Annotated in this window: 9 protein-coding genes; 5 read left to right on the plus strand and 4 right to left on the minus strand. The window is 51.2% G+C overall.

Going from position 1 to position 13,490, the window contains the following annotated elements; all coding sequences use genetic code 11:
• The 5 genes from AB1690_02620 to AB1690_02640 all read left to right on the plus strand — a co-directional run.
• A partial coding sequence (locus tag AB1690_02620; protein MEW6014197.1) for an ATP-binding protein occupies nt 1-1,831 on the plus strand: 1,831 nt, incomplete at its 5' end.
• 3 nt (nt 1,832-1,834) lie between these two features.
• Nucleotides 1,835-3,211 carry a sigma-54 dependent transcriptional regulator gene (locus tag AB1690_02625; protein ID MEW6014198.1) on the plus strand — a complete coding sequence of 459 codons (1,377 nt, stop codon included), beginning with the start codon at nt 1,835-1,837 and terminating at the stop codon, nt 3,209-3,211.
• Nucleotides 3,212-3,579: 368 nt separating this feature from the next.
• Nucleotides 3,580-4,071 (plus strand): chemotaxis protein CheW, encoded by a 492-nt coding sequence (locus tag AB1690_02630; protein MEW6014199.1) that lies wholly within the window; start codon nt 3,580-3,582, stop codon nt 4,069-4,071.
• Between the two features lie 344 nt (nt 4,072-4,415).
• Nucleotides 4,416-6,089, plus strand: coding sequence for a methyl-accepting chemotaxis protein (locus AB1690_02635; GenBank protein MEW6014200.1), 1,674 nt, complete (start codon nt 4,416-4,418; stop codon nt 6,087-6,089).
• Nucleotides 6,090-6,433: 344 nt separating this feature from the next.
• On the plus strand, nt 6,434-9,067 hold the full coding sequence (locus tag AB1690_02640) for a hypothetical protein (GenBank protein MEW6014201.1): 2,634 nt from the start codon (nt 6,434-6,436) through the stop codon (nt 9,065-9,067).
• A gap of 68 nt (nt 9,068-9,135) precedes the next feature.
• On the opposite strand, the gene AB1690_02645 is transcribed toward AB1690_02640, so the two are convergent.
• The 4 genes from AB1690_02645 to AB1690_02660 all read right to left on the minus strand — a co-directional run.
• Nucleotides 9,136-10,314, minus strand: a complete 1,179-nt coding sequence (locus AB1690_02645) for a hypothetical protein (protein ID MEW6014202.1) — start codon at nt 10,312-10,314, stop codon at nt 9,136-9,138.
• An 11-nt stretch (nt 10,315-10,325) separates the two neighbouring features.
• Entirely contained in the window at nt 10,326-11,711 is a 1,386-nt protein-coding gene (locus AB1690_02650) for a multiheme c-type cytochrome (GenBank protein MEW6014203.1), read from the minus strand.
• Nucleotides 11,712-11,899: 188 nt separating this feature from the next.
• Complete coding sequence (locus AB1690_02655) at nt 11,900-13,267, minus strand: MmgE/PrpD family protein (protein MEW6014204.1); 1,368 nt, start codon at nt 13,265-13,267, stop codon at nt 11,900-11,902.
• Between the two features lie 19 nt (nt 13,268-13,286).
• Nucleotides 13,287-13,490 (minus strand): hypothetical protein (locus AB1690_02660; GenBank protein ID MEW6014205.1); only part of this gene is annotated, 204 nt, incomplete at its 5' end.

Raw genomic sequence — 13,490 nt, forward strand, 5'->3', positions numbered from 1 at the left:
CGAAACCATTAAATCATTGATATATCCCGATGACCTGGAGCGAGCCCTCCGCAGTTTCGCCACCCATGTTGATAGCCCCGGTTCCCCCAATCGCTATGAACTGCGCATCCTTACCCGGGGACAGGAATACCGCTGGTATGAAGTTTACTCACAGGGAGTGATATTTGATGGATTTCCGGCGACTCACGTGGTTTTGCTCGATATTCATGACCGCAAGGTGGCAGAAGCCGCCCTGCGCACCAGTGAAGAGCGTTTCCGGGCGCAGTTCAAAAATATTCCCCTGCCTACTTATACCTGGCAAAAAATCGATAGCGATTATGTCCTGACCGATTACAACGATGCCGCGGCCGATATCACCCAGGGCGGTATTGCAAAGTTTGTAGGACAGAAGCTATCGGTTATGTATGCCCATATGCCCCAATTCAAAATTGACTTTGACCGCTGTATCAAGACCGGAAGATCACTCCACCGGGAAATGGAATACCATTATCTGACCACCAATCTGAACAAATTTTTATCGGTCAATTACGCCTTCGTTCCACCCGACAGCATTATGGTGCATACGGAAGATATCACTGAGCGGCGACTGGCCGAACAGGCTCTTAAGTACCGTCTCGAGTTCGAGACTCTAATCACCGGCATTTCTTCCAATTTCGTCAATATGCCGAGTGCGGAAATTGACGCCGGTATCAACCTGGCGCTGGAGAAAATTGGCAATTTTACTGAGGTCGATGTCAGCCTCCTTTTCCTGATAGACGATACGCGGACCGAGCTTTCTATTGCGCATATCTGGATATCGCCACAGGTAGAAAATCCGCCCGAAGTAAAACGTCTCTTCCCGCTGGAGAGTTTTCGCTGGGGATTAGAGCGGGCGCTTCGCGGCGAAACCATTCATATCCCGAGAATGTCGGCGCTGCCGGATGATGCCGCTACGGAAAAAGATGCCTTGCTTGCCCACGGCGTTAAATCTATGGTCATTGTCCCTTGCACCTTTCAGCGGGAACTGGTGGGCGCCCTCGCCCTCGCTACCTTCTCCAGAGAACAAGAATGGCCCCAAGAGATCATGGCTCTTCTGCGGATTACCGGTGAAATCTTCACCAGCGCCATTCAGAAATCGGTGGCGGAGCGGGAAATCGCCCGAATCAATGCCGAGAAGGTCAGTCAGGCAAAACAGATTGCTGGCGGCTTTGCGCACGAAATCCGCAATGCCCTCTTTCCCGCCCGCGGCTCGCTCAGCCTTCTTAAGAAATTGATTTGCGAAAATCTGGTCGAACGGGGACATCTGTACAACTACTATAGCATCGCCGATGAAGCCATCAGTCGCGCCATCGATATTACCGCTCTAATCTCCAGATACACCAAGCTCGATACGGAGCGGTATCCGGAAGAAGTCAATGTGCGGGCGGTCCTGGATGAGGTCATCAGTTCCAATCAGATTAGAGTCGGGGAACAGAATGTGCGGGTGATGGCTAACTGCTCCGATTGCCTGGAGGTGATATCCAACCGCCGCCAGCTCTTTATGGCGTTCAATAACATATTTATCAACGGTCTGGATGCCCTGGAAGGACGCGATAACCCCACTTTGACCATTCGCGCCTCCAGAATGGAGAAATTGTGCCGCCTCACTTTCGAAGACAACGGCGTCGGTATTGACGAAAAGGATATTTCTCGTATATTTGAAGCGTTTTTCTCAACGAAACCGAATCGAGGAACCGGGTTAGGGTTGGCTACGTCCAAAAAGGTGGTGGAACTGTATGGCGGCAGCCTTACCGTCTCCAGCCGCGCCGGCATTGGCACCATCCTGACCATCGATTTAGTTCTGGCGAGGTAGGATATGTTAGAGCAGAATGATGACAGTTTGAAGATACTTCTGGTAGATGACGATGCGGCCGTGCTCAGTATGCTCAAGGAGCTGTTCCGCAAAGAATACAGCGTTCTTCTGGCGTCATCTGGTGAGCAGGCGCTTCAATATCTCACTGACGATGGCGATATCGCAGTAGTGGTGATGGATATCAAAATGCCGGGGATGGATGGCATCGCCGCCGCCCGTCAGATTCGCGCTATCAATTCCGATATCTCGGTGGTATTTCATACCGGCTATCCCGGCGAATATGATGAAGAAGAGATTGATGAAAAAGAGAGGCCGTTCGATTATATCGAAAAAGGAGAACCGATAGTCAAGTTGATGCGCGCTGTCCGCAACGGTTACGAGGGATATATATTGAAGCGGGGGGGAGGGGCTATCGTGCAGACTGCCGAGCAGCTGTACGGTATGGTCGGGCGCTCGGCGGTAATGCAGCAGGTCTATCGCCTTATCAGCAAAGTGGCTGCCTGCGATAAGAAAGTGGTCATACTTGGTGAAACCGGCTCCGGCAAGGAACTGGTGGCGCAGGCGATACATTATAACAGCGGACGGCGCGAGGCGCGCTTTGTCCCCTTCAGTTGCAATTATAAATCGCCCGATATAATTGAATCGGAACTCTTCGGGCATACCCGGGGGGCTTTTACCGGGGCCGTCGAAACTACCTTGGGCTTATTCGAATATGCCGATGGCGGCACTGTCTTTCTTGATGAAATCGGCGACCTTGACCTGGTGACTCAGGGAAAACTTTTGCGGGTCCTGGAGACCGGTCAATTTCAGACGGTCGGCTCGCCGATTCCCAAGAAGACCAATATCCGCCTTATCTGCGCCACCCACCGCAATTTGGAGAGCCTGATTGCCACCAATCATTTCCGCGAAGACCTCTATTACCGACTGCGCGGCGTTATGATTAATCTTCCTCCTCTGCGCGAAAGAAAGGAAGATATCCCGCTTCTGGTCGAACGGTTTCGCGACCGGCTGGTGATGAATGATGACCTCAATTACAAAATCTTTGACCGCTCCGCTATCGCCGCTTTCATGGAGTTCGATTGGCCCGGCAATGTCCGCCAGCTTCTGGACACGGTCGAATCTCTTATGGTCTTGACTGACTCTGATATCATTATGGAAGCCGATGTCCGCTCTTATATGACCCGAAGCCGGACGCCGGAGGAGGACTCAAAACTGACGCGGCGCGACCTGGCTCGTCGCATGCGGGAATTCAAGCGCCAGTGTGTCATCGAAGCCCTCGCGGAAACCAACAATAATGTCAGTGAAGCCGCCCGCCTGCTAGGGTTAGACCGTTCCAATCTCAAACGTATGATACGCGCCCTCAATATCCAGATTGATTGAATAGTACCAATTCGACCCACTTCGTAATAGTTGCGGTTGCTATAAGCTTTGATTCATCGCAAATGCCCAGTGATTCGCTCTATCAAGAAATACTTCTATCTCAATGATAGATAACAGGTAACCATCTGCGCCGTTCTTACTTACAAGAGATAAATCAAATATTATCGTCCATCTATTCTTCGCTGTGCAATTCAAGAACAGTTCCGCCCCCACCATACAATAATGGACAAAAAAAGCCTCAATAAAGTGCCATCCCCTCCGAAGAGAGAGGATAAGGTAGATGAGAATTCCATGAGGGCTGATTTCAGACCGCCATCGGAATTATTCTCATTTTAGTTAAACCGGTCATATTGAAAGGGAGGCTTAGAATGACAGGCGATTCTGCTATTGTACCTTCATCGGGAGCAATATCCCGGCAACGGGCGGGCAAGTATCTCACCTTCAAACTCGGCGCGGAGGAGTACGGTTTGGAGATACTCAAAGTCCGCGAGATAATCGGCTTGATGTCAATTACCGCCGTCCCTCGCACCCCCTCGTATGTGCGGGGAGTTATTAACTTGCGGGGCAAAGTCATTTCGGTGCTTAACCTGCGCCAGAAATTCGGCATGGATAGCGCCGCCGACACCGATGAATCATGCATTATAGTAGTCGATGTCGCCTCCAGCGGCGATTCGATTCTGATGGGGCTGCTCGTTGACGCCGTCTCGGAAGTTCTTGATATCGGCGCGGAAGAGATTCAGGATGCCCCGGAGTTCGGCGCTCAGATTAATACCGATTTCATTCTCGGTATCGGCAAAGTCAAAGGGGCGGTCAAACTTCTGCTCGATATCGACCGGGTGATATGCTTTAATGCTTTTTAATTTCTGGACCATATGAAGGCAGTAACCCCGAGTCACGAACTTGCGACAATGTAGTTTTTAGAGCAATGGCGACCACGATGGATGCAATATCGACATTTAGATTACTGCTTGGGTATTCTTCCTTACCACTGCATTCTCCTTGGGTCAAGCCGCTTTCACACATCTCCTTTAACTTTTCCGACACATAGATACCTGATAACCAAGTAGACCAGATAGCAAATGTCATCTGTAGAGAATACATCATAGGGAGGAACATCTGCCAATACAATCAATCAAAGAATTCTTACTGATTTTGAAGACTAGTGCTTAAAGCTTGAGAATTAACTTCAATTGGGAGGTCTGTAATGAAAGGATTTAGTCTGAGTTTCAAGCTCATAGGGGGATTTGTCATAGTAGCAGTCTTGACATTTATTGTGGGCATTATTGGGTGGACAGGAGTCAACCAAACCGGAGAGTTGTTCGACCGGATAACGGCATTCAAAGCCGTCAGGCAAGAACTTACTCAAAGAGAAGTCGACCATCTCAAATGGGCAATGAAAGCTTCTGAATTTACCCTCAATGACAACATAACCAGTTTAGAGGTGGAGAAGGATGAGCATAAATGCGGATTCGGCAAGTGGTATTATAGCGAGAAGCGCCGGGAAACGGAAAGTTTGATTCTGGAAATCAGGCCTCTGCTCGCGCAGATAGAAGAGCCCCATAGGCTGCTGCATCAATCCGCCTTGGAAATTGAAAAGTACCTCCGCCGCGGGGCAGAGGGCAAGGATGCTGCCGTCACGTATTTCCTTGAACATACCGAACAGAGCCTCGGCGATGTTCGTGCCTTGCTTGACGAAATAAGAAAGACAGTACAAAAATGTGAAGAAGCGATTGACAAGGAGAGCCGAACTAAAGCTTCCGGCTATAAGACGGCTTCAATAATTAGCGTGGCCCTGGGAACCCTTCTTGCTCTGAGCTTAGGCATTCTTCTGTCGCTGTCAATTACTCGCCCTGTTAAGTATGTAATCGCTCGCCTCAGTGAAGGCTCCGAACAGGTCGGTTCCGCCTCCGAGCAGGTTGCCAGCGCCAGCCAGTCGCTCGCCGAAGGCGCCTCGGAGCAGGCATCCTCCCTTGAGGAGACCTCTTCCTCGCTGGAAGAGATGTCGAGCATGACCAAGCAGAATGCCGACAACGCCAAGCAGGCCAATGCTCTCGCCAGTGACGCCAGCGCCGCCGCCGATAAAGGGGTACGGGCGATGGAGGGGATGTCGCGCGCTATCGAGGAAATCAAGAAATCATCCGATGAAACCGCCAAAATAATAAAGGTAATCGATGAAATTGCCTTCCAGACCAATCTTCTGGCGCTGAATGCTGCGGTAGAAGCGGCTCGCGCCGGCGAAGCCGGAAAAGGATTCGCCGTAGTTGCCGAGGAGGTCCGTAATCTGGCGCAGCGGTCCGCTGAAGCCGCCAAAAACACCGCCGCCCTTATTGAAGGCTCGCAGAAGAATTCTGAGAATGGCGTCCGCGCCACCGAGGAACTGAAATCTATTCTGGCCGAAATCACCGCCGGCGTCAAGAAAGTGACCGGGCTGGTTGGTGAGGTTTCAGCGGCATCCGAAGAGCAGGCGCAGGGAATAAATCAGATAAATACCGCCGTGGCGCAAATGGACCAGGTCACCCAGCAGGTTGCCGCTAATGCCGAGGAATCTTCTTCCGCAAGCGAAGAGCTGGCGGCTCAGGCGCAGCAGATGCAGGAAATAGTGGGACAACTTAAAGCCATTGTCGGGGGCAAGAGCGAGGGACTCAACAACTATCGGTCCGAGACAGCTGCTTTGCATCGGCAATCGAAACCGTCGCCGGCTCACCACGGCTTTGCCGAGCGCGGCGCCGACCTCAAAGAGAGAATTCATGCCCTGGCGACCAGTAAAAAAGCGACTCCTTCGGCGCCGCGAGGTCGCAAGGCGATGGAATCGGTCTCTGCCGCCCCAAAAGCGGAAGAGATTATTCCCCTTGAAAAAGAGGAGATGGCAACTTTCTGATAGGGAATCTTGGCTCACGCGTGGCGGTTGTCGGCAAACAGGCCGAAGCCCGCGCCGAATACCGCATAAATGACCGGGGGATTGCCGATGTTTTAAGTCTGCAGTTAGCCGCAGGATTCTGATATCCCGCCCCAAACTGGCTCTCCGGCAACCCGGTTGAGCAAAAAAGACGATGGCAGGGTAATCGCCGGCGGGCTGACCGCCGGCGTTTTTTATCCACTCCGACCATATATCGGGCTTGCGCCGGAGGAAGAATTGGTGTAAATTTATTCAATAGTGATGCTTTAATAATTTTGCAGAACTGGTACCTCTGTCGTCTTAAATAATGTAACGACCGGCAATCTATGAATGTGAAAATTCCTCTCTATTTCCTTATCGCCGTCATGGCGTTTTCATCGCCGACATTAAGTCGCGCCCTCTTTGACAAAACCTCCAAACTTCAAAGGGTCGAAAAAATCACCGCCAGTGAGCCCTATATCACTGTCGGGGTGCACAATATCGGCAAGATCGGTTTAACCGTATCCAACCAGGGACATTTCGGCAACGGCTATATTCCGGGAGTTTCTAATCCGATTGATGGCGGTCCGGCGCCTTCCTGCATTTACCCGTTTCCCGGAATTCTCAACTACCTTTTCGCGGGAGCTTTCTGGATTGGCGCCGTGGTGGGCCGCGATACCCTGGTTTCGGTCGGCGCCGACGGCTGGGGAGGAACGGAAGAATTATACCCCGACCCTTATCCCCGTGGCAGGATTATCCATCGAACTATTACCAACCCCAATGACCAGGATGCTGTCTCTGAGCAGGATTTTGTCGCCATTTATACCGATACCCTGACTAATCCTCTTCTGGTTGATTCCGATCCAATCGATAATCGTCCCCATATGCCGCTTCATGCCGAAATCACGCAGCGCTCCTATGCCTGGAGTTATGAATATGCCGAAGATTTTGTCCTGTTTGACTACGACATCAAGAACATCGGCGATAAGACACTCCGCGGTGTCTATATGGGATTTTATGTCGATGGCGATGTTACCAATACACCGGGCGGCTCCGACGGGTATCAGGATGATATCTGCGGTTTCCGCCGCGACATCCCCTCGCCTTTTGGATGCGGTTTCACCGACACCATCAATATAGCCTTTATTGCCGACAATGATGGCAAGCAGTACGACAATGACCCCTGCCCGTATGACCCGGTAAGATATCCCACCTCTGTTACCGGAATTCGGGTAATACGCACCCCGTCTGATTCGCTTAAATATTCCTTCAATTGGTGGATTTCCAACGGCGACCCCGCGAAGGATTTTGGACCTCGCCTGGCCGGCACACCCGAAGACCCCTTTCGCCCTTTCGGCGCCCATCTTGGTACCCCCGAAGGCGACCGGGTCAAATATTATATCATGCGCCACGAGGAATTCGATTACGACCAGTTGTTTTCTGCTCGTAACAATACCGGTGAAGGATGGCTCCCCCCTCCAGAGGGGGCGCCCGATTTTGCCGATGGGTTCGATACCCGCTATCTGCTTTCTTTCGGCCCTTTTAATATTGACCCGGGTGAGGTGCTGCCGATAAGTTTTGCCTATGTTGCCGGCGAAGATTTTCACGTTGATTGCAACGCCTTCAAGAACACTTTCGACCCGTACTTTCCCGAGGCCTTCTACAACAAGCTTAATTTTCAGGATTTCGGCCTTAATTCCCTCTGGGCATCCTGGATTTATGATAATCCGGGGTACGATACCGACGGTAATGGCTATAAAGGGAAATACCGGGTTTGTGTTTACGATTCCATTCCAGACACGCTGGGGAAGCCGATTGTCGGCTCTGGCGTAGCCAAGATATCCGCCGACACCGTTATCATTGAAGATGGCTGGATAAAGTTTGCCGACATTTCATACTATGAAGGTGATGGCATCCCTGATTTTCGCGGAGCCACTCCGCCGCCGGCGCCTCGTCTCAGGGTTTATCCCAGCGTCGATGAATTCAATCGCGGTCAGCTGCGCATTCGCTGGAATGGCCATGAACTCGGCACTGAAACCACTGAAGACGTCTTCTCCGGCATTATCGACTTTGAAGGGTATCGGGTTTACCAGTCGCTCTCCTCACGCGGAAGCGATTTTGTCCTGCAGGCATCCTATGACCTCGAAGATTATGACAAGCATATCTGGGAGTGGCGGCTGAGCAAATTTGTTGTGAAGGATATCCCTTATACCCTCGATTCCCTGCAGAAACTATATGGCGACAACTTTGACCCACTGGCTTATTCTCGCGATTATCCCTTCCGGTGGGGCGACTCGGTTTTCTTCTTCACGCGGAAAGACTGGAATATGACAGAACTGCGCGACACCATGATGATTCATAAAATCTATCCTGATGAACCGTTTCCCTGTTCGCTCCATCCGGACTCGGCCAAGAAATACTGCCCTGATGCCCTGGTGGAAGATTCGCTCTTCAAATATTTTGAGTATGAATATACTATTCGCAACCTGCTGCCGTCACAGCTGTACTATGTTTCCGTTACCGCTTTCGACTTCGGCTCCCCCAGCGGCGGGCTGGCATCGCTCGAGAGCTCCCCGTCGCTTAATATGGTGGCGGAATATGCTCTCAACAACAGCGCCATAATAGAATCTGAAGGTTTAAAAGTGGTAGTTTTCCCCAATCCGTACCGTCTTGACGCCAACTATCGCAGAGTGGAAGGGGGCGGCTTTGAAGGAAGGGGATTGGAGGATTATCCCGATGACCGCGTGCGGCGGATACATTTTGCCAACCTGCCCCCCAAGTGCAAAATCCGCATTTTCTCCCTGGATGGCGACCTGGTGCGCGAAATCGACCATGACAAAGCCCCCGGTTCTCCACAAAGTATGGTCGCCGACTGGGATTTAATCACCCGCAATACCCAGGCGGTAGTTTCCGGTATATATTACTGGGTGGTAGAATCCCCTTATGGCAATCAGATGGGCAAGCTGGTTATTATAATGTAAAGTTAGAAAGCGTCCCCCAAGAAAAAGGCGGCTCCGATGCCGCCTTTTCTTTTAGCGCTGACTCTTTATTAGAAAGCGGTGATTATTCCCAGGACCACCCGGCTTTCTTCATTCTCGATATCATAACTGACCTCACCGGTCAGACGAACATTGGTTCTCAGAAGGTATCCGATATGTCCCGTAAGAGTCTGATATTTCAGGTCCTGACGGTCGGAATCGATCTGATTGTAAAGCGCCACCAGATACCAGTCGCTTCGGTCGCCATGTGGATTGACAATTAATTCCGCCATTCCTCCCCGGGTTTTCAAATCTATATCGGTTCCAGTCATATCCGGGTCGGTGTCTTTCCGGTCGAGATATTGAAGATTCAATTCCAGCGGTCCATAAGCAATAGTGGCATCCCCCCCGAACATGGTGACTTCATTGACCGCCTCCTGCTTCTCTTTGCCATAAAATCCGATTCCGCCGACCCGCAGATACTCTCCCATATTCTGCGATACTCGGCCGAACAGATTTTTGTATTTGTCGTTGTCGTAGAGATGCATCTCGTCGGCGGCGTTCAGCCCGTTGCCGTTAAGCACTTCCAGGACGACATCAGTACCCGAGGCAAAACCGTAAGTCATCATTATTCCCCGGTCGTACGCCAGGTTGATAAGCGATGATCCCGGCCGAAACTTGTATACCTGGTAATCCTCGTAAGTCAACCGCAACTCCCGCTTGAAAAGCGGGTCGGAAATTTGGAACTGCCCGATATAAAAGTCAAGTTCGCTGTTGAAGAGATTGTTGAACATGACAAACGCATCTTCAATGCCGACCGTGGCGTCGCCTCGCTCGCTGAAGAAGAAATAGAAATAGTAGGAGATATCTTTCGCCAGCGTCCCCCCGGAAAGCAGTTTGGCGATATAAGGAGAGGTGAAGTCAAGATTCCGGTTGGAGGCGCTAATGTAAGAGGTATAACCTTCCAGACGAACCGCAAAGGGCAGTTCCCGAATCAACGATAGTTTTTGGTCGCCGGTTTCCACAAAGTAGCGCGGCGCATCTTTGTCTTTGAGCACAAATCCATTCCCCGCAAATTCATCGCCGTACTCCTTCAGCCGCGGGTACGGCGCATGGCAGGTCGTGCACGACATACTGTACTTCCGGGCGAAAGCCGGTATCGCCTGGGCTTCGTCAGGTGGCATTAGAATTGTCAGCGACAGAATTATAAACGTGAAAAGCAGCAGGCTTCCCAGTGTAAGTTTACGCATTATCTCCTCCCTCACGGCAGTACGTTGATTACGGTTGAATGAGAATTGACTACCATTATTTCTTCTTCCTCGTCAGGGACTTCCAGAAAATCGGCCACCGGTTTTACCAGCTTTTGATAATTAAGCGTCGCCGTTATCGTCATTTCGCCCGGCGCCGCCTCTATCGGAAGAGCGAACGTGAAAGTCTCCAGTTTCGTCTCCCGCGGTCCCAGTCGATAATCGACCCCCAGTGACTTGGTGTTCCACTGCTGGATAGTCATCCTTCCCTGGGGATCAAAATAAGGCATCCGGAAGATTCGGTCGCCGACCGGCACGCCGTCGCGCGACACTCCCGCGAAATTCGGGTCGTTCAGAGCAATTCCCATATCCTGATATGCCAGCGCATCGGACGCTATCGTATATTCCTCGCCATCGAAACCTTTTGGGTCAACTTTCAGATGATAAACATTTCCGGCGGCATCTTTGGCTTCCACATGAAGCCAGAGAATTCGGTCTTCCACCGAGCCGGTGGGAAACTTATGACCGGTTTTCTGATTGAAAAGAGCGCACGTCAGCTTGACCGTCTCGCCCGGCTGCGCCTCTCGAATATCAGGATGAATCCTCAGTTCGACTGTTCCCCGCACTTTTCCCGGGTCGTGGGCCCCGTGGAACAGATGCTGCCGGGCATCCGGGTAATTTGTCCCCATTGACGCTGTCGCCATCGGCGCGTAGGTCATATGACATTTATGGCAGGGGACTCCCTCGGCCGCATAGGGACCTTCCTTCCATTCCAGATGCGTCGATTTTACCCAGACACCGTAAGGGCTCATTTCATTGTGACAGACACCGCAGAATTCCGCCTTTGCCAGAAAGTCTGATTTTACCATTTCATGCGCCGGCGAATCCCCCTGGTCGCGCGGACCGTACTTTTTGTTCCCCGGTGAAGCGATAAAATTGAAATTGTAGGGGGTGTCGCCGCTGTGTCCAATCACGGTGTGACAGAGGTCGCACGACACCGATTCATTGGCGCGGCTTTTAGCTTCCGGCCGCGGCGGTGGAACATCCCCGGCCAAAAACGAGATCGGCGCATGGCATCCGTTGCAGCCGGCTTTGACGCCGGATACTATCGAGTCCTTTTCAGCGTGAGGAACGGCCAGTTTAAAATATTCGATTTCGTCCCAGTGATGCGTATATGCCTGCGACATCATCGCCTGCCGCCACTGCTGATAGAAATCAGTGTGGCACGATGCTCCGCAGTATTCGGGGGTATCATACTTGTCATACGGAATTGTCCCCAAAGCATGGTCGCCGGTCTTCGGCTCTCCCTGTGCCAAAATTGACAACGGCAATATCAGCACGATTGCCAGCGTCACTCCTAATCTCAGCCCGAATTTGGGTTCTTTCCTTGTTGCTAACACCTGTCTCCTCCTGAGTCTCATAAAGTAATTCTTAGTGATTTATTTCACAAATACGACAGTACAAAACTTTCCCTTTTCTGTCAAGCGCTATAGAGTAACAGAGGAGATAAATAAAAAAACCGGACATAATCTGTACCACTTCGTACAAATTAAGTCCGGCATTTACAGAACTGAAAAACTTGTATGCTCTAAATCACCAGTCCCTTCATGAAATCGCGGGCTGTATAATTCTCGCAGGAGAAAATCATCTCTTGAATCTGTTTCTGCCTTCTGGAGTCCATCAATTTTGAAGAGAGGGCATTGAATTTTGCCTGCAGGTCATCCATCGTCATCGGTTCACGCGGGTCACCCTTGGGATACTCCAGATATTCCGCGTACTCCCGCCCGTCTTTGGTTCTCACTACTACTCGCGAGGGTTGCTTCGCCGGAAACATCTTCTCGAATTCCACCGATGCCTCTCCTTTGATTTTGTCGATAACCTCCCAGATTCGTTTATCTTTCAGTTTCTCTTCCGAGAATGACTGCGTCGTTATCTGTTTGTCAACTAAAGCGGCGGCGATACAATAGGGGAGAGAGTGATCGGCCGTCTCGCGCGATTCCGGGCGATACTTATGCGGGTCAAAAAGGATATCACAAGCCCGCGCGATAGTTGTCACGGTCACGCTTTCAATCTGGTCATAGTTGATATTATTATTCCGTACCGCTTTCAACGTTGCGGTGATATGGGTATGCGTCAGCGCCTCGGTTGGAAACGCCTTCATACTGCATTCCAGAATTTTATATCTCTCACCGAGTCCGCCGGTAAGCTTTTCCACCGCCCAGGCAGGACCGAAGACATCCATCAGCCCTTCCTTCCCTTCGAAGACCTTCTCCGTGCCGGTATATCCTCTTTTCGCCATCAGCGCCGCAAAAACGCCGCTCTGCACCGCCATCGGGTCAACCGTGTTCTTCATCATCGTTAACTGTCCCGCGGTGGGGCACCCGATAGTATGGTTATGCGAGCCGTTAATTCCAATGGCATGCACCATCTGGTCCACCGTAAGACCGAGAAGTTTCCCTGCCACTACCGGAGAAACAAACTGTGTCAAAGTTGCATGATGCCATTTCCTTTCCCGTACCCCCGGTACGGCAAACTCGCAGAGCCTCTGCTCAAACTCATAGGCTAACACGATGCCGACAATGACCTCTTTCATTGATGCCCCAACCATTTCGCCAACAGTTAGCGCCGCCGGAATTATATCCGAGGGATGCGAGGGGTCTTCTTTCCAGTAGATATCGTTGAAATCGAGCGCCCGTATCATCAGAGAGTTCACCAGGGTGGCGTTGACCGCCGGCATCCTGTCCCCGAAAGCAAAAAGTGTCGCTTCTTCTTTTCCCCCCATTTCCCGGTAGACGTCCCGCATGATATTGACATCTTTAGTATGATAAGCGCCGTAGGCGCACCCGACAGAGTCGTACAGATATCGCTTGGCTTCGTCAAGTACTTCACGGGGAAGCTCCTCGTATTTAAGCCTGACCGCAAACTCGGCAATCTGTCTTGAAATCGATTTCTCCATAAACTCCTCTAATTGGTCATTATCTATCTTGTATTAATGTTTCTTCTTTTTCGAAGGCAATGAATATCCTGAATTCTTTCGACCGTATGAGCGCCGCCACTGTCAGCAATACCAGAACACCGCTCACCGTGAAAATCAGCGGTATTCTCTGTCCGGTCATATCGGCAATTACCCCCGCCAGCCCCATCCCGAGCGGCATTAGTCCCCCCGAAATGGTGGTCAG

The sequence above is a fragment of the Candidatus Zixiibacteriota bacterium genome, assembly GCA_040753495.1.
Lineage (GTDB): Bacteria > Zixibacteria > MSB-5A5 > GN15 > PGXB01 > DYGG01.